Consider the following 16,577-nt stretch of genomic DNA (forward strand, 5'->3'; position numbering starts at 1 on the left):
GATGGTCCCGACGCTCACCGCCACGCTCGGCGTGAAGGGCCACCGGCCGGTCGTCGGCACGCGGGACTGCAAGCACCTGCTGTACGTGTTCGCGGTCGTGAACGTCATCACCGCCGCCCTGCACGCGAACACCCTGGACAGCCCGAAGGACGCCAAGGCGAAGACGGGCCGGAGCAAGACCCGGCGGCTGCAAGACGCCTTCGCCGCCCGCCTGTGCCGGTCGCCCGGGCGTACCCGGCCGACCGGCACAGGCGGGTGGTCCTCGTCATCGACAACGCCCCGTGGCACCGCGGGCAGGCAATCGACGCGGCGTTGGCGGACCACCCGCACCTGGCGTTCTACCGGCTGCCAAGTTACAGCCCGAGCCTCAACCCGGTCGAGCAGTTCTGGAAGAAGCTCCGGCGGCGGGCGACCCACAACCGGCTATTCGACACCCCGGCCGACCTGAAGCGGCGATCCGCAACAGCCTGTGCTACTTCCAGACAGTGCGGGAACGCATCCGATCGTTGGTCGCCGACTGCTATCCGGCTCGAAATGCGACAGACTCACCGAACTTGTGAATGAGGGCTACACCGCGAAGCCGAGAATCACCGACGTCAGCCACATCGACGAGTCCACGTTCCTGATGGTCCAGTTCCCACCCGATGTCCGCAAATTCGTCCAGTAAGCGTACATGGCCGTGCTGATGGCCACCCTGGGCTTCGTTGACGAGGTCACCCTGGATGGCAGCGTGGGCGATCACTTACAGGCAGTGACACTACCTCGGAATCTACAGTGTGTCGTGGGTCAGGTTGCGGTAGCCGACGACGCTGGCGGCCAGGGACGCGAAGGCATCCGCATGACGGCCAGCCGGTCGTACCGGACCCGCATCCGCCGCAGCCCCTTCACCCAACGGATCGTTCGCTCGACCACCCACCGGACCTCGCCGAGGCCGCTCCCGTGCGGCGCCTTCCGCCGGCCGATCCGCGGCTCGATGCCCAGCCACCGCAGAATCCACCGGGCGGCGTCGCGGTCGAACCCGCGGTCGGTGTACGCCTCGTCCGGCCGCTCCTTCGGCCGGCCGGGCTTGCCGCCGACCCGCGGGACGTCGAGGACCCGCGGGATGATCTGGGTGTGGTCACTCTCGTTCGCCCCCGGCCGTGCGGATGGACAGCGGCACGCCCGACCGATCGACCATGAGCGTGTGCTTCGTCCCGGGTTTCCCGCGGCCCACGGGGCTCGGCCCGGTCGCCTCGCCGCCGCCGAACGCCCGCACGTAGACGCGGTCGATGACGACCCGGTCGGTGTCGCGCTTGCCGGCCGGGCGGAGCAGCCGGAGTAGATCGGCGTACCACTGGTCCCAGATGCCGGCCTCCTCCCGCGCCCGCAGCCGGCGGTGCGCGGTGCGGCCGGAGCACCCGAGTTCGGCCGGCACGTCGGCCCACCGGACGCCGCTCGCCAGGACGTACCCGATGACCCGCAGGGCCGCCCGGTGGCCGACCCACGGCCGCCCGCCGCGGGGGCCGTTCGGCCGCTCGGGTGGCAGGTGGTGAGCGACGACCGCATAGAACTCGTCGGGCACGCGTGCATCCGCCACGGCCGGAACCTCCACGATGGGAACGGCCCCAGGGCCGTGGCGCAAAGGCCAGGCCGACAGGTTGTGCCACTGTCAGTTACGGTTGCGGAACACCAGCTCCTCTTCGCCGTACTTCTCGGCTCTCGCCCGCAGCATCTGCTCGACCTCGCTGTTCATCGGGATGATTCGCTGCTTGGCGGTCTTGGCCGTCTTGTGCTTGTGGATGACCCAGAGGCGGTTCTCCCTGTCGACCATCGGCCACTCCAGCGTGTAGACGTCCTGCGGCCTCGTCGGCGTGTTCCGCATGGCCACGAGCACGTCCCTGAAGGCCGGGTTGTTGCACGCCCGGAGGAGGGTTTGGAACTCCTCGTCGGTGGCCACCCGCCGGCGGCCCTCGGTGTGGAGGAGCTTGACCTTCTCGAACGGGTTGCGGCCGGCCGGCAGGCGGTCGGTGTCGATGGCCCAGTTGAACGCCCGACGGAGGGCGATGAGGGCATGGTTGACGGTCTTCGGCCGGTACGGCTTCGGGGGCTGTTTGCCCTGAACGTAGGTGGCCGTCGTCAGGCGGAGCTTGAAGTCGTTGGCCTCCGCCCAGGTCACGTCGCGGGCGGGCTTGTGGCCGTACGTTTTGGCGAACTCGGTACACCACCGCTGGTAGTCGCGGAAGGTGTCGTCCTTGTTCGTTTTCAAGTCCGCCAAGAACAGGCTGAACATCTCGGCGACGGTCAGATTGGACGGCGACTGCCCGGCCCGACGGCGGTCCCCTCGTTCCTGCTCAAGTTCGCCCAGTTTGATTTTCAGAATCCGTCGGGCCTCGGTCATGCCGTCTTCGACCCGGCTCAGCTTGAGGTACGTTCCGTGGGGCCGGCTGACGTACCACCCCCGCTCGGTGTATGGCTTCGCAAAGCGTGGCATCGTGGTCCTCTCGTAGGTGAGGATGGTACCCCGTCGAGAGGTGCGTGCGGCAAGTTGTCGGACGGAAGAATCGGCTCGAACCGGCCTGGAAAGCCCGCGTCGAAAGCCCGCAGCCCCGGTGGTGGGGCCCACGGTCGACCAATAAAAAAACCGCAAGTGTGGTCCATACCATCACTTGCGGAGTCGGGCTGACAGGATTCGAACCTGCGACCTCTTGGTCCCGAACCAACGCATCTACCGTCGAAAGCGCTTCAAATCAAGCGATTCTGTGCTTATCGGAGTTTGTGGGCACCACTGGTTGCACCACCCAAGATCAACTCGCCTGGTTGCGCCACCACTGGCCCATCTTCGACCCTGAGATCCGCGACCTCGTCATGGACATGCTGCTCCAGGTGCTCGCCGAACAGCAGATCGCCGAGCGCAACGCTGCCGAGCAGTCACGGCCGACCCAACGCCGTAAGGCGGCCTGACGCCCATTCTCGCCAAGTTCAAAAGAATTTGGCGGACGCCATTCTCGCCAAGTTCCAAAAGCGGTGTTTTCCCTTGTATTTCTCAATCTCGCCAAGTCGCCAAATTGTCAGGTGTCCCCGGGGCAGATTCGGCGGGCCGCCGTCCCTATCGCGACTTGGCCGGCGTCACCGGCCGCAGTGCTGCCAGGTCGATTTTCTCCCCGGCCTTGTACACCTTCTCCTCGCCCGCCGCGGCGGCCGACCGCGCCGCGATGGCCGTCACGGTCCCGTCGCCGAGGACCGTGACCGTGTCCCCCCGGACGACGGCCGCCGTCGCCTCGTCGACGCCCAACCCCACGAGGGTCGGGTTCTTGCCGAGGACACCGCGCAAGCGGCCGATCCGGTCCCGGGCGACAAAGTGCTGGTCGACCACGACGCCCGGGACGAACCCGAACCCCGGGCCGGTGCGGGCCTCGGCCGTCCCGCCCTGGATCATCAGGCCGGACATGATCGCCGCCCCGGCCGACGTCCCCCCGATGACCCCGCCCCGGTCGAGGACCTTGCGGAGTTCCTTCTCGACGAGCGTCCCGCGGTAGGCGGCGATGATCTTGTTCTGGTCCCCGCCGCCGAACCAGACGGCGGTCGCATCGCGAAGGGGCGCGGTGAACGCCGGATCGTCGGCCGCCTTCCGCTCCCGCGTGTGGACCACCTGCACCGCCGCCGGCTTCAAGTCCCGCCACCCCTTGAGCGATGCCTCGGTGGCCTTCGGGTCGTCGGCCGTCTCGCTGGCGGTAGGGATGACGACGATCCGCGCCTTGCCCGGGCCGCCGGCCAGTTTGAAGAACTCGGCCCGCACGGCCGTGGGGAATTTCCCCCCGCCGACGATGACGAGCGCGCCGGCGGGGTCGGCACTGCGGACGGTGGGCCACCAAGCGAGGGATAGAGCGAGTGCGAAGGCGATGCGGTACGGGTACATGGGTGGCCGCCGGAAGTTCATGTGGGTGTCGAGCGATTGGGAGGGAGTGACGATTGTAAGCCGGGTTCGCCCGCCTGCCCACCGGCACTCCCATTCGCAATGACACTCGGCTACTCGGCTACGTGTCGTGGGTCCTTCCGGCCGGTTATGACGATTCACCCCGCCGGGAACACCCTGAAATTCGCACTGAGTTTCTTTCGCGAAATGATTCGGGCAGCTCGCCGATTTTTTTGGCGGGTTCGGGTTCCTGTTTACGCATTACCGGTGGCGTGTAACGGGCCGCGGATCGCTCACCAACGTCGGTGGCGGATCCTTGTCAACCCCGTGGTGAGGGTGTGCGATGGGACTCAGTCCGGAAGAGATGGCCAAGCGGGTGGCGGAGGTGGAGAAGCGCCAGAAGTTTGATCAGGAGACGGAAAATGTCCGTTACGAGAAGATCAGAGCCGAAGTCGAGCGAGCCGAGCAAGCGATTGAGGACTACGGCAAACAGCACCGGAGCACCGCTGGGCTCCTCAAACTTATGAGGGAAAAAATCCTGGAGGACTTGGAAAAGCAAAGGGTCAAGAACCTCAAGGATATCGAGTCCGCGGCGGCCCAGTTCAAGGTCGTGGAGACGGGGTTAGCCCACCTCGCCAAGCAACTCGACGAGGTCCGCAAGACGGCGGCCGGACCCGCAGACATCAAGGTCGTCCTCGAAAAGGTGCAGGCGATCGATCAGCGCGTCAAGGCGCTGGAAGGGAAGATAGCCTGATCAGTGGAGGCCCACGTCACCCGGCCGGGCGACGTGGTATGATGTCTTTGCATGGCAAAGCACATACTCCCTGACCCCGCCTACGACGCCCACATGGAGCGGACAAACGCTTGCCAAGTCGAGAAGTCCGCCGCGGCGGGTCGGTGCCTTGCAGGAGAACACATTCCATCTCCTGCACTGCCGTGCCTTCGCCTCTCAAGAGCCTGCCACGATCGATCAGAAGCACCCACATTCTGGAACCCCGCCCGTTCCCGCGAATCGGGCGACTCGCGCCGCAGGGTGCGCTCCACCGTGACGATGTTCCAGCCCGTCGCTCTGACGGATCCTTGCAAGCCGCCGGCGGAGGGGGTAGAGTGGCATCGAACCGAGCAATCGATGCTGGACGCCCGGTGCGCGGAGGTTGAGCCGATGGGCGTCTGTCAGGCGTGCAAAGGTCTGGGGCGCATCACGGTGTACCTGGCCAACATGAACGGGTCGTTCCAGAAGGTCTGTCCTGACTGCGTTGGCACGGGCCGATCGCCCGATCGAAATTCGAGCCCCCACGCCCCGTTGAAGCATGAGGTTGTCGGCCTCTCGCCGGTCGAAAAGGTGAAGGCTTTTGTCTTCTCTTCCCTCGTGTGCGGCCTGCTGGCCGGCTGGGTCGATACCCAAATTACTCCCCAGTACGACTCTCGCGGATACCTGGCCTACACCGGGCCGGTGGCACATCCGCTTCTCGTTCTCGGATTCGCATTGTTGCCGCTCGTAATAGTCGTCTTGTGTAAAATTCGCCCGGGGGAATTCGGCGATAAAGAATGATCTGCCCGCCCCGACCTCAGTAACACCGATTCCCCTACGCGGCATCTCTTCCTTCACGACTCTTTTCCGCACGTCCCCCGCCTGCCCGGACTGCACCAGATACCGACGGCCGCAGTAGCCGACAGTCAGTAAATTGGCGGCCCTTCTGACGCTTCATTGCACACGGCATCACGACGGGTTACAGTATCGGCGTGTTCTCGTGTCCGATCTGGACACGCGGCGAGAGAACCCCAAGCTCGGCGACGGAGGCACGGATGGGCGGCAAGGCTCGATCGGGCCAGTGGGTGCTAATCGTCATCATTCTTGTAACCGCCCTGGGCGAATTGGCCCTCACCGCCCTCAGCCTCCACGCCGGCCGGTTCAAGGGCGGGGAGATCGTACGGGTAGTCCTGACCGGCTGGTTACTGTGGCAGGTGTGGGACGGGGCCGCGTGGGCGCGGTGGCTGCTGGCCGGACTACTCTTTGCCGCGGCCGTGCTCGCAGTCTATTTGGGAGTCGCGTCCCCGGCCGCCGAGGGGCGGCCCGAGGTGGTAGCGCTGATGGCCGGGTTCGGGGCCGTCTGCCTCGCGTTTGGGATCGGGCTCGCGTCGCCGTGGGTGGGGGCGCACCAGGCCGCCCGCCGCCGTGCATCGGTCGCCGAACCGCCCACCTCTTCGCCCCCAGACTAACCGTCACTCCTCCCTCCGTACCCGCCGTAAAAGGAGATGTGACGTTGGGAGACGTGCCGACGCTCGTGTTCCGATCCTCACACCGCTTCCTGTGGGGGCGAGCGGTCCTGTACGGTGGCGTCCTGGGATTCGGGGGCATCGGTCTCGCCCTGATGAAAGGCTCCGGGAGCGCGGTCGCCGCGGCGATTCTCATCACCATCGGCGTGACCCTCTTACTCGGCGTGCTCTTCTCGCTCACGGTCTGGCTGATGCCGGTGTACGTTTCGGCGTCCGGCGTCCGGTCCTACAACGGATTCGGGGTGTACCGCACGCTCACGTGGGACGAGATGGCTGAGGTTCGCGAGGACGGGATGGGCGGCCTCGGCTATTTGGTCATAAGTAATCGCTCGGGGTGGCGAGAGATTTGGGTGCCCCTGTTCTTGGCGGACATGCCGAACGTCAACACCGCCGTCCGAGCGTGCGTCGACGCCGACCACGTGCTGGCAAAGGCGTTGATGCGGGTCGGCTTGTAGTCCGCGGCATAGGCTGGCCGGAAGGAGAAGGGCATGGCGGGCAAGCCGGGCGAAGGGGTGCAGCGGTTGCTGGCGACGTTCGGGGGCACGCCCGCGAGCGAATCGCGGATTGCGGCGCTGGTCGCCGGCCGGGGCCTGCCGGCCGGGTGGGCGGACCGGGAGACGGCCGGGTACGTCAACGACGCCGGCACGGCCGCCTTCGAGATCCCGCTGGACCAGTTGACGGGGGCCGCCGGCCTCCACTTCGCACAGGACGTGTGGATGCTCCGGCCGTCGGTGTTCGAGTACGTCACCCTGGGCGACGTGGCGGTGGTCCGGTTGGGGTGGGCCGAGGAACCGCCCTCACACGGCACCTCGTGAGCGATCCCCCCGGTAATGGGCGGGGGCGACCAGTAGGGCCGCGCGTCCGCGCCGGCGACCGGGTCCTGCCCAGCACCTTCCACGCCTGCCCCCGCCGGGAACGTCCTGCAATTTGCACGGAGTTCCTTTCGCAAAGATGACGGTGATCTTGTTGAACGTTGACCGTACCCCGATGGACGTTTAGTTTGGGTAGGTGAACAGTCCCGGCCTTCATCTGCGGAGGAGTGCAATGCTTCGGATTCGCCTCATGGTGAGCGGCTGCGCCGTCGTGACGTCCTTGATCGTCGCGGGTCTAGTCCGCGACCGGGCCTTCGCTGCGCCCGCGCCCGCAGATAAAAAGCCTACGGTGGATGAAGTGGCCACCGCCTGGCTGCCGGACATCAAGGGGGCCACGGTGGACAAGTACGGCGGCCTGCTGCACAACGACGGTCAAAAGGGCGTGGCGGCGCGGACGTTCGACGTCCGCGGGGCGTCATTCGAGGACGTGTGGAACTTTTACGCCGCTAAGTGCGAAGAGGAGCAGAAGTACGCCGCGGACAAGTTCCCGCAGTTGTACATGGGGCGGCACAAGGGCCGCCCCAGCACCGCCGTCCAGGACCGCGAGATCGGTCTGGACCCGGTGACCAAGAAGCGGGGCGACCACCTGGCGTCGTTCACGTTCCGCGACCCGACCGTCGTCCTGACGGTGACCATCACCCCTGGGCGGGATGGCTCGGACCGGATCGTCGGGGTGATGACCGTTGTGCTCGCCTCGGCGTTTAAGTGACCGCCCCGCCGGTGGTGCCCGTGCTGCCGCTTCAGATGTCGCACCAATGTCCGAGCCCTCGCCGTCGGGCCGCCGGACGTTGGCCCCTTGCGGGTCGGTGGGCCGGAGGTCATTTGCCCAAACCCTTCGCCGCCCAAGACCGGAAGCAAGCCGAGGCCCCGTGATGAGTCGATTCCTCGCCAGTCAGCAACTTCACGCACTCCTCCGCGATCGCGGTCATGCCTTCTGGTCTGACCTGCCGGCGGAGCACCCGATCGACGTGTTACCCCCCGCGGACATTCACCTGACCATCGGGGTAGACCCCGACGGGACTCTCAAGCCGGCGTACCGAGACCGCTACTTCGCTTGCGTCCGCGATGCCGAGGACGAGCCGCTCCTCTTTCGTGATCCGGCATTCGCGCTCGACGAACCGTTTCGGATCGCAGCCGGGGGCGAGCCCTCCAGCAACGACTTTGTGAAAGGCCCAGTCCGCTGGTTGCTCGCACGGATCGCGCACTTCGGGCAGGTCCTTCTGTGGCCGAAGGGCGGGTTTCGCGGTCGCGACGGGCTCGCCTTTATCCCGACGACCGGCGGGGGTGAGCGGATCGACAACGCTCCACACCTACAAGCTTGGCTCGTGCGCCAATCCTTCGATCCAGCGGCAACGGTGGCGGCACTCCTCGACTTGTCCGACGGGGAGGACTGCCGCGCACTTTGGGATGCGGCTAACCTCGTCGGCAGGTCGAGCAACGATTTCTTCGTGAGCGACCTTGAGGGCCGGGAAGTCTACCTCATGCACCACCACGACAAGTTGGTGATCTCGATTCCGGACGAGCAGACTCGGGAATCGCTTCTGGCGGACTTGGAAGCCCGGAGTGACGTGATCGAGGACTGGTCGGGCTATCGGTCGCAGTCGGACGACGAGATGTTCGGGCCGTAAACACCGGCCATCACCCCGCCCGTCCCGCTACGCCTTCACTGGGCGGCGATCTTCCCGACTGGCGGGAACCAATCCCATCGCCATCGGTCGCCCCGCCACCGCGATTTATTCGCATTCCAGACCCGCTCCGATTGTAGCGGCACGAGCGACACGCCCGGCGTTCACCGCCAGCAGCTTCACGTCCATCATGCGCACCAGCGCCTCGACGGGCGACTTGAACGGCCCGATGGGGTTCGGGTCGACCTTCCCGAACCGGGCGAAGAACTGTCCCCGCCGGCGGTAGACCCACTTCGGTAACACGTCCGGCCGCACGGCCCCCGTCTCGATCGCCTTCCGCGTCGCCTTCCACACCGTCAGCGGGTCCGGCGCGCCGTCGGGTTGCAGGAGCCCCAGCACCGCCTTCGCCGCCGTCGCCGCGTACCACTCCGACGAGTACAGCCCGAGGCTCACCGCCCCCCACGGGTTGGGGAGCGCGACGCGGGCCTAGTACCGGCCGTGCGTGTACCGGACGAACGGGCACTCGCACAGGCGGGCCCGGCTTCGCCTGCGGACCGGCGACAGTGTGGTGTCGAACGGGGGCGGACGGGTGGGGTCGTTCGTGCGCATGGCCCATCATACCCCACGGTCGCCCGACCGCGATGCCCGTTCGCACCCACAAGGGCACCGGCCTGGAACGTCCCATGGTGGAACACCCTACAGCTTGCCATTTTGACAGGTCCCAAGGTTTTTTGTCGTGTTACAGCACCCGGGTGACTTGAGCCGGGCACGCCGTTTCGCACGGCCCACGCCCGGGGGCAACCGCCCTCGGCACGGATTTCGGCCGACGAGAGGGCCGACTTCGGCACCCCCGTCTTGACCGAACGCCGGGGCCTTTTCCGAGCCGGACCGGCCCAACAGGCGAAAGACTTGGCAATTACTCCCGTGTGGCCCTCACGCGGCGCGAACGCCCACCAGCGTGCGAGTCGCGTCGAACCGATGCCGGCGGGTGAAACACCGATGGACGAAACAGCGCGACCGACGGAGCCCCCGGAACCGAACGGCAAGGGCCTGATCGGCGTCGTCGAACTGTCCCGCGGGTCCGGCCTGAGCCCGGGCACGATCCGGTACCACCTGGAGCGTGGCGACTGGCCCGGCCTGCGGGTCGGCCGCGGCCAACAGTGGCGCGTCCCCCGGACGGTGCTGGAGGCCCTGCAGCGGGGCGACGACCCGGCCAAGCTGAAGGAACCGGCCCGCAACGTCCTCGACATGGTTTGACCCCCTGGCCCAACCCAACCGAACGGAGTGCCGCGAGATGAACAGCAACTGGTACGTCGACGAGAATCTCGATTCCGGATCGGCCCTCCCTCAAGGGCCGGGGGTGCTGTCGGTCCTGTTCCGCACCGGGGCCGACCTCGACGCGCCGGTCCGCAAGGCGGCCGGCGGGACCGCGATCGCCGCCGCCAAGGCGAAGGCCGCGGCGTCGGACGCGGTCAAGGCTTACTTCTCCGCGAAGCGGCAGTTGGACGAGGCCGTCGCGCTCGCGGCGAAGGCCGAGGCCGCGGCGGCCGCGGCGAAGGCCGACGCCGACCTCGTCCGGCTGCGGCCGAGCGAGACGCTGGCCGACGACGTGCGGGCGGCGAACGCGCGGGGCGACGAGGCGGCGGCCGAATACCGCCGCCGCCAGGACGACGTCGCGACGATCCGCAAGCTGATGCCGGAACTCCACCGGCGGGCGGGCGACGTGATCGGCCTGGCCGCGCAGGCGGCGATTCGGGAGCGCAACCGCGACCTCCGGGCCGAGCGGACGGCGGCGACCCGCGCCCTGTGCGCGAAGGCCGGGGCGGAGATCGAGGACCTGGCCGTCATCGTATTCGCGACCCACGAGTTGGCCGAGCACGGCCACTTGATCCCGACCGCCGCCGTGTTCCAGACGATCGGCCACCCGCCGAAGGCGTAACGCGCGACCCCATTCCCGACCGGAGACGCCGTGATGACCGCCCGGAACGACTTGCCTGCCTTCGCGGCGGTGGCCCTTGCCGTGGTCGCCGCCACCGACCGGGCCGTGCGGGCGGTGCTGAAGGACGAACTGGCCGGGCCGGTGGCCCCCCGGCCGACGTTGGCGCGATCGCGGTCACGGTCGCGGAAGAAGCACCGGGGGAAGCGATGACGGCCCTTGAAGACGCTCTGTTCGCGGAGTACGCCCGCGAGGTGTGGGCGGCCGCAATGCGGGTGCTCCCGAAGGCCCTGTTCGCGCTCGGCGGGACCGGCCCGCGGTACCCGTTCTGGGAACGGCTCGGCGACCTCCGCGGGGTGCTAGACGCTGGGCGGGTGTACTTCACCCCGGCCGAGTTCCTGGCCCGGTTCCGCACGACGCCGGTGGACGGGTTCGAGATCCTCGACCGATCGGCCGTGCTGGCATTCGTCGCGGCGGCCGTGGAACTCGCGGGGGTGGACGACCGCGAGGGGCCGGCGGGGGCCGCCCTGGTCGCGCGGATGACGGCCCTCCTGCCGGGCGTGGTCGCCGACGCCTGGCGGGGAGCCGAGGACGATGGCGACTGAGACACGTTCCCTGAACCCTTTCGAAAAGGTTGACCTGATGAAAACGTTGAAGCTGATCCGCGACGGGATGAACCTGCCGTTCTCCCTCCGGGCGTGGGGGCCGAACGGCCCGGCCCTGACCGGCGTCTTCCGCCCGATGTCGTCGGCCGAGGTGGCGGACCTGCAGCGCGCCGCCAAGGCCGCGGGCGAGGCCGGCCGGCTGAAGGTCGTGACGAAGGCCCTCGCCGGCCGCGTCGTGTCCTGAAACTGCGAAAACGGCCCGCCGACGGCCGAGAACCTCGCCGCACTGCCGGACGCCTTCCTGACGGCGTTGGAACTGGTCGTCACCGGGTACGCGGACACCGGGGCGGAGGAGGAGGACGCAAAAAAATCCTCGTCGCCGCCCGCCTCGAACTGATCGACACGGCCTGGAACCGGACGTGCGCCGACTGCCAGGCGTACGAGTACGACGACGAGGAAGAGTCGCCGAACCGCGGGCGACGGGAGTACTCGCGGGACGGGTTGACGCCCCTGCCGCGGGCCACGTCGCCCCCGTGCCGCCGCTGCCCGAAGGTGCCGGCGTCGGTGCTGGCGGTGAAGCAGCGGACCGGGGCCACGGTCACGCCGGCCGACGCCTACGAGCCGGACGACCGACACCGCGAAACCGTCGCCCACTTCCTCGGGTGCGCTGCCGTCGGGCGGTTCCCCGACGACGACTGGGTGACCCGCAACGCGCAGTTTCTGCGGCCGCTGCTGAAGGCGGCGGAAGATCGCCCCCCTGAACAATCTCGTGAACGCCGTCCGGCAACTGGCGTCCAAACTAGCAGGGTGATATCGTGCCCGATCACGTCATTTCCGGGATGAGCGGTTACCCCGGCGTCGCGGGGTTCGACGCCGTGAACTACAGCATCTACCACGGGTCGAAGCCCGGGGAGATCACCGCCTCCACGCCGTTCCCCATCGACGCGGCCCCGCCGTTCGGCGACTTCCTGATGAGCGACGGCGAGCGATCCCTCCTCATTCGGGACTGCAAGGTCGTCCACTCGCAGGTCGAAAAGGACGGGGGCGGTTTTCGCTTCACGCTCACGCTTCTCGACCGCGCCTGGCGGTGGCAGACGGGGGCGATCTCGGGGCACTACAACCGCCGGGACGAGCGTGGCAACATCGTCGGGCCGACGGCGAAAACTCCGAAGGAACTGGCCGAATTGTGTTTGAAGGAGATGGGCGAGAAGGGCTACAAGGTTTACTTCCCCGAGGGGCTGAAGGCCAGCCAGATCAAGACGGACGGCACCCCGGTCCCGGGCCAGTCGTCGCCCCCCACGAACACGAACCCGGAAGTCATCTGGGAAGACAAGTTGCCGGTCGACGCGGTCTGCGAACTGTGCGACCTGTTCGGCCTGCGTTTCATGCGGTGCCCGGTCCGGGACATCGTCGTCATCGCGCGGGCTGGTGACGGGGAGGACTTGCCCGACAACGAGTTCCGGGACACGGTCACGCTCGGCCTGGACGCCACGGCCACGCCGCCGGGCCTTGGTGTTGTTGGGGACGCCGTGAAGTACCAGATGCGGTTGAAACTGATCCCGATGGCCAAGGAGTGGCACACGGGGTACGTCGAGGCGGACAAGGTCAGCTACCGGCCGAACCGCCAGCCGCAGCGGGGCAAGTGGACGATCAAGTTTTCCGGGTCGCCCGCGGGAACCCCGTTCACGTCGAACGTCTCGGTCAACGGGGTGGACTTCCCGACCAGCACGCACAGCAGCATCAACTCAGCCGCCGCCCAGGTCGTCGGGGTCGTGAACGGAACCCCGGCGTTCGACAACGTGCTCGAAGCCACGGTGATCGGGTCGGGCGACACCGTGCAGATTCAGGCCGTCGAAGACGGGGTTGCGGTCCCGATTTCCGCCACGTTGACGTCCGCCAACCCCGCGGCGGGGGCGGGCGCGGTCGTCACCACGGTCGACTTGCCGATCTCAAGCCCCTGGGACTTCGAGACGCCGGGCCAGTGGTACGGGGTTCGACCCACGGACCGGCTGAGTTACGACCAAGCCCGCCAGATGGCGGTCGAAAGTATCGGGCGTTGTTTTCGCGTGGCCGACGACGACGTGAGCAGCGGGTGGTCGACGAAGAAATCCACGCATGTCTCTGGCCGCGCACTGACCATCGACTCGACGCTCTTCGATAACGCACTGACCTACTCGGTGTCGGTCAACGGGGGGCTGTTCAACGCGGTCGGGCAAGGGTCCGCGGGCGGGACGCTGGCCGACCTCGCGGCCCAAATCAACGCCGCGCTCTCGACTCAAATGACCGCCTCGTATGATGCCGGGGCGGGTACGCTGCGAATCACCCCGTTGAACGGCGGGCCAGTACCCGACGTGGTGATTCTGAGCGGGGAGGTGGCCGGCGGGGCGGCGGTCGCGAACGTTACCGACGGCACCGGGCCGGCCAGCAAGTCCAAGAAGATATTCGTGCCCTACTACGGCGAGGTTGATTGGCGGAAGAACCTGCTGTTGCTGCCGGACAAGGTCGAGCAGGTGGTTCCCGAGAAGCCGGACACCACCCGCGCGACTACACTCGGCCTGGTCGCCGATCAGGAGAACTATTACGACGGGTGGAGTCGGAACCAGCAGGCCAGCGTGTACGGGTCCATCTCGAACCTGTGCATCGGGCGGTGGCACGCGGCAGATCATGCGGAAAACAGCCCGGCCGGTTCACTTGTGGCCGCGCCGTCGGTGCTGGACGCGGGAAGCCAAATGGTCGTCTTCACAGCCGGCCCGGTGTATCGCAGGACGGAGATTTCTGGCTTGGTGTATACCAAGTTCCCGAACCTCGCGCTCGAAACGGCCGTGAACGTCCTCGACAACAAGACGTTCGCGCCGGTCACGTACAAGCGGTGGATGGACTTTGGTAAGCCCCCGGCGGGGAGTGACGATCGCGACCGGAACGTCGAGATCGACCTTTCGAAGTACGGTGTCCCGAAGTCCAAGCCGTTCGCGGCCAAGCTGCCCAAGATCAGGGAAAACGTGGGGACCGACGACGTTCCGAAGAAGGGCACGGAGTGGCACGGCCACCGGGACATGCAACTCGGCGTGATCGCCCGCTACCAGTACGACGCGAAGGCGGACGCGCACGTCCTGTCCGAAGTTCTCATCGACCCGCAGGACGTGAGTAAGAAGGTCGGGGATTACTACCTGATCGGGCACCTCTTGGAGCACCAAGTCACGGGCGGCTACAGCGTCGGCTATCACGGGATTCAACTCATTCCGATGGACGGCGCGGTGATGCACCTGACGTGGTCCACGGGTCGCGGCGCGAGAACGCAGGCGAGTCGCAACATGGAGCACTCGACGTTCCTGCTGCCGTACCCCGCCCGCCGGCGGACCGAGAACCAGGAGGCGAACGCCACCCGGACCATCCTCAATCTGACCTCGAAAGCCGAGGACTGGGAGGACGCGAACGCGTTGGCAAAACTCAAGGTGATCCTGCCCGGCGCACGCTTAATTAAGTGAGGACTCCCCCCGTGAGCGACGCGAGCAAGACGGTCCGCCTCCGATTCGACTGGGACGCCGGCGGCACGGCCGCGAAGGGCGTGAAGGACCTGGCGGACAGCACGAAGAAGGCGGCGGACGAGACGAAGGAACTCAAGAAGGCGACCGAGGCCCTCGCCCGGCCGTCGGGCATCACGCCGACCGGCGGCGGGCCGGGGAACCTGTTCGGGGCCGCGTCGACGCGGGACCAGCTCATCCTGGAGGCGATGCGGCACAAGAACTACGAGAAGAGCGGCCTGACGCCGGCCGACCTGACGCGGATGACGGACCAGCAACTCGTCGGCCTGAAGGCCAGCCTGACGAAGCCGCCCACGGCCCCCGCGCCCGCGACACTGCTCGGTAAGTTCGGGGCCGGGCTCCGGTCGGGCGCGGCAAACGTCGCGCAGTCCGCCGGCCTCGGCGGATTGGAGAAGCTCGGGACGGTCGGTGCGATTGTCGCCGCGGGCGTCTCGGCACTTCCGTCGTTCGTGGAAAGTTTCCACGAGGCGGACTTGGCCGACTACATGGGCGCGGCCCGCGGGCAGAAGGCGCGGGCGTTCGCGAACAACACCATCCTCGGCCGAACGGCGGTCGGCTTCCTGGACGGCATCCGCGGGCGCGAGCAAGACTTCCGCCGGGTCGAGTACGATCAGAAGTTCGCGGCCTTGCGGCAGGAGACGGAAGACGAGAAGCGGGCCGCGTCGCTGGAAGTGCGCCGGCAGAGGATCGGGGCGGAAAGTCGCGCCGCCGTGCTGTCCGGGGATCGCCGCATGGCGTTCATGCCCGCGGCCGACCGGATGACCGTCGCCGGGGAGAGGGCGTTCCGCGAGGCGCAGCAGTTGCTCCCCGCCCGCCAGGACGTGATCGACCGCGAGAAGGACTTGTCCACGGCCGAGGACATGAAGTCGCGGCAGGGCCGCCTCCTCGACGAACTGGAACGGCGGACCAAGTCGCTGACGGCCGAGCGCGCCGACCTGATGCAGAAGGCCGAGGCCGCCGGCGGGGCCGAGCAGTCGAAATACGCCGGGCTGGCGATCATGAAGGGTGACCAGATCACCAAGGCCCAGGAGGACATGAAGTCGCTCCGGGTCGAGATCAACCAGGCCGAGCAGCGGATCGTGCAGGCCAAGGCCGAGGTGGGCCGGTCGCGCATCGGCGTGATGCAGGGGGAACTCGGCATCCTCGGCCAACGGGTGGAGGCGGCAACGGACAGCGCGACGCGCATCGGGCTGATGAACGATTTCGAGTACACCAACAACCTTCGGTTCGCGCGGCTCGTGAAGTCGCGGGGGCTGTCCGGCCTGTCGCCGGACGTGATCGCCGGCGCGGCCCAGATCGACCCGGCGCTCGTTCAGAACGCCGGCAAGGTACGGGGCGTGGACCGCATTCGGAGCGGCGGTCTGGCGAAAGAGTTCCCCGGCATCCCGGACGAGTTACCAACGGTGCAAGGGCAGTACAACGACCTGTTGAAGAAGCTGACGCTCAGCATCGAGGAGGTGAACCGCAAGCAGGCCGCGGACGCGGTGCAGAAGGTGTCGAACGACGCCTTCATCAAGGAGTTGGAGAAGTTCGCCGATCGAAGGGGGACGCGAGGTACGAGAAGCTAAAGCAGGAGGTGCTGCAACTCATCCGACGGAAGTGAGTTGTCACTTCGGAATCGTTTTGAGCCAGTCTGCGCCCCCAGGAAGCCGTTCGATGACTCGCACGGCCTCGGTCAGCAGCGGTCGCCTCTTGTAATCAAGTGCCGTAACAGCGTCCTTCATGACCCGTGGCGATTCTGATTCCCACGAACCGGCCGCCGAAACGTAATCTTTTGGTTCGAGGCCGGCCTTCCAAGTGATCTTGCAAGCCTCTTTCATCGAGTGCG

At 67.2% G+C, this 16,577-nt stretch carries 22 protein-coding genes; 17 read left to right on the forward strand and 5 right to left on the reverse strand.

What is annotated here, in order from left to right:
* Positions 1 to 255 precede the first annotated feature (255 nt).
* Complete coding sequence (locus PX52LOC_RS44005; protein WP_390637559.1) at positions 256 to 564, forward strand: transposase; 309 nt, start codon at positions 256 to 258, stop codon at positions 562 to 564.
* A gap of 553 nt (positions 565 to 1,117) precedes the next feature.
* Here PX52LOC_RS44005 and PX52LOC_RS42015 read toward each other — a convergent pair.
* Together PX52LOC_RS42015 and PX52LOC_RS22035 are read right to left on the reverse strand one after the other, a co-directional pair.
* Positions 1,118 to 1,576, reverse strand: coding sequence for a transposase (locus PX52LOC_RS42015; protein WP_218575133.1), 459 nt, complete (start codon positions 1,574 to 1,576; stop codon positions 1,118 to 1,120).
* A gap of 72 nt (positions 1,577 to 1,648) precedes the next feature.
* Positions 1,649 to 2,470 carry a tyrosine-type recombinase/integrase gene (locus PX52LOC_RS22035; RefSeq protein WP_149112116.1) on the reverse strand — a complete coding sequence of 274 codons (822 nt, stop codon included), beginning with the start codon at positions 2,468 to 2,470 and terminating at the stop codon, positions 1,649 to 1,651.
* Between the two features lie 284 nt (positions 2,471 to 2,754).
* Here PX52LOC_RS22035 and PX52LOC_RS22040 point away from each other — a divergent pair, with 284 nt between their 5' ends.
* The gene (locus tag PX52LOC_RS22040) at positions 2,755 to 2,940 is read left to right on the forward strand and encodes a hypothetical protein (RefSeq protein WP_149112117.1); all 186 of its coding nucleotides are present in this window, start codon (positions 2,755 to 2,757) and stop codon (positions 2,938 to 2,940) included.
* A gap of 145 nt (positions 2,941 to 3,085) precedes the next feature.
* Here the strand turns inward: PX52LOC_RS22040 and PX52LOC_RS22045 are convergent, their stop codons facing one another.
* Positions 3,086 to 3,916 (reverse strand): cyanophycinase, encoded by an 831-nt coding sequence (locus PX52LOC_RS22045; RefSeq protein ID WP_149112118.1) that lies wholly within the window; start codon positions 3,914 to 3,916, stop codon positions 3,086 to 3,088.
* A gap of 319 nt (positions 3,917 to 4,235) precedes the next feature.
* On the opposite strand from PX52LOC_RS22045, the gene PX52LOC_RS22050 reads away from it, so the two are divergent.
* The 7 genes from PX52LOC_RS22050 to PX52LOC_RS22080 all read left to right on the forward strand — a co-directional run bounded on the left by PX52LOC_RS22050 (position 4,236) and on the right by PX52LOC_RS22080 (position 8,669).
* Positions 4,236 to 4,646: a hypothetical protein gene (locus tag PX52LOC_RS22050; RefSeq protein ID WP_149112119.1), complete on the forward strand. Its 411-nt coding sequence runs from the start codon at positions 4,236 to 4,238 to the stop codon at positions 4,644 to 4,646.
* A 408-nt stretch (positions 4,647 to 5,054) separates the two neighbouring features.
* A complete protein-coding gene (locus tag PX52LOC_RS22055) occupies positions 5,055 to 5,444 on the forward strand; it encodes a hypothetical protein (RefSeq protein WP_149112120.1) in 390 nt (129 codons plus the stop codon).
* Between the two features lie 254 nt (positions 5,445 to 5,698).
* On the forward strand, positions 5,699 to 6,112 hold the full coding sequence (locus PX52LOC_RS22060) for a hypothetical protein (protein WP_149112121.1): 414 nt from the start codon (positions 5,699 to 5,701) through the stop codon (positions 6,110 to 6,112).
* 44 nt (positions 6,113 to 6,156) lie between these two features.
* Entirely contained in the window at positions 6,157 to 6,624 is a 468-nt protein-coding gene (locus PX52LOC_RS22065) for a hypothetical protein (protein WP_149112122.1), read from the forward strand.
* A 33-nt stretch (positions 6,625 to 6,657) separates the two neighbouring features.
* Positions 6,658 to 6,984 carry a hypothetical protein gene (locus PX52LOC_RS22070; RefSeq protein WP_149112123.1) on the forward strand — a complete coding sequence of 109 codons (327 nt, stop codon included), beginning with the start codon at positions 6,658 to 6,660 and terminating at the stop codon, positions 6,982 to 6,984.
* 229 nt (positions 6,985 to 7,213) lie between these two features.
* Positions 7,214 to 7,750 carry a hypothetical protein gene (locus PX52LOC_RS22075; protein ID WP_149112124.1) on the forward strand — a complete coding sequence of 179 codons (537 nt, stop codon included), beginning with the start codon at positions 7,214 to 7,216 and terminating at the stop codon, positions 7,748 to 7,750.
* Positions 7,751 to 7,913: 163 nt separating this feature from the next.
* Positions 7,914 to 8,669 carry a hypothetical protein gene (locus PX52LOC_RS22080; protein ID WP_149112125.1) on the forward strand — a complete coding sequence of 252 codons (756 nt, stop codon included), beginning with the start codon at positions 7,914 to 7,916 and terminating at the stop codon, positions 8,667 to 8,669.
* A 105-nt stretch (positions 8,670 to 8,774) separates the two neighbouring features.
* Here PX52LOC_RS22080 and PX52LOC_RS22085 read toward each other — a convergent pair whose 3' ends face one another.
* Positions 8,775 to 9,119 (reverse strand): hypothetical protein, encoded by a 345-nt coding sequence (locus PX52LOC_RS22085; RefSeq protein WP_149112126.1) that lies wholly within the window; start codon positions 9,117 to 9,119, stop codon positions 8,775 to 8,777.
* A 33-nt stretch (positions 9,120 to 9,152) separates the two neighbouring features.
* On the reverse strand, positions 9,153 to 9,275 hold the full coding sequence (locus PX52LOC_RS43385) for a hypothetical protein (RefSeq protein ID WP_261345029.1): 123 nt from the start codon (positions 9,273 to 9,275) through the stop codon (positions 9,153 to 9,155).
* A 390-nt stretch (positions 9,276 to 9,665) separates the two neighbouring features.
* Here PX52LOC_RS43385 and PX52LOC_RS22090 point away from each other — a divergent pair, with 390 nt between their 5' ends.
* From PX52LOC_RS22090 to PX52LOC_RS22120, 8 genes are all read left to right on the forward strand, one after another.
* On the forward strand, positions 9,666 to 9,923 hold the full coding sequence (locus tag PX52LOC_RS22090; protein ID WP_149112127.1) for a hypothetical protein: 258 nt from the start codon (positions 9,666 to 9,668) through the stop codon (positions 9,921 to 9,923).
* A gap of 37 nt (positions 9,924 to 9,960) precedes the next feature.
* Positions 9,961 to 10,605, forward strand: coding sequence for a hypothetical protein (locus PX52LOC_RS22095; protein ID WP_149112128.1), 645 nt, complete (start codon positions 9,961 to 9,963; stop codon positions 10,603 to 10,605).
* Between the two features lie 33 nt (positions 10,606 to 10,638).
* On the forward strand, positions 10,639 to 10,815 hold the full coding sequence (locus tag PX52LOC_RS40800) for a hypothetical protein (RefSeq protein ID WP_168219140.1): 177 nt from the start codon (positions 10,639 to 10,641) through the stop codon (positions 10,813 to 10,815).
* The gene (locus PX52LOC_RS22100) at positions 10,812 to 11,207 is read left to right on the forward strand and encodes a hypothetical protein (protein WP_149112129.1); all 396 of its coding nucleotides are present in this window, start codon (positions 10,812 to 10,814) and stop codon (positions 11,205 to 11,207) included. The genes PX52LOC_RS40800 and PX52LOC_RS22100 overlap by 4 nt, the downstream gene beginning before the upstream one ends.
* Positions 11,208 to 11,244: 37 nt before the next feature.
* A complete protein-coding gene (locus PX52LOC_RS22105; protein WP_149112130.1) occupies positions 11,245 to 11,451 on the forward strand; it encodes a hypothetical protein in 207 nt (68 codons plus the stop codon).
* 257 nt (positions 11,452 to 11,708) lie between these two features.
* Positions 11,709 to 12,050, forward strand: a complete 342-nt coding sequence (locus PX52LOC_RS22110) for a hypothetical protein (RefSeq protein WP_149112131.1) — start codon at positions 11,709 to 11,711, stop codon at positions 12,048 to 12,050.
* Positions 12,023 to 14,692, forward strand: a complete 2,670-nt coding sequence (locus PX52LOC_RS22115; protein WP_149112132.1) for a hypothetical protein — start codon at positions 12,023 to 12,025, stop codon at positions 14,690 to 14,692. The genes PX52LOC_RS22110 and PX52LOC_RS22115 overlap by 28 nt, the downstream gene beginning before the upstream one ends.
* An 11-nt stretch (positions 14,693 to 14,703) precedes the next feature.
* Positions 14,704 to 16,317, forward strand: a complete 1,614-nt coding sequence (locus PX52LOC_RS22120) for a hypothetical protein (protein WP_149112133.1) — start codon at positions 14,704 to 14,706, stop codon at positions 16,315 to 16,317.
* Positions 16,318 to 16,577 lie beyond the last annotated feature (260 nt).

This window comes from Limnoglobus roseus (assembly GCF_008254045.1).
Lineage (GTDB): Bacteria > Planctomycetota > Planctomycetia > Gemmatales > Gemmataceae > Limnoglobus > Limnoglobus roseus.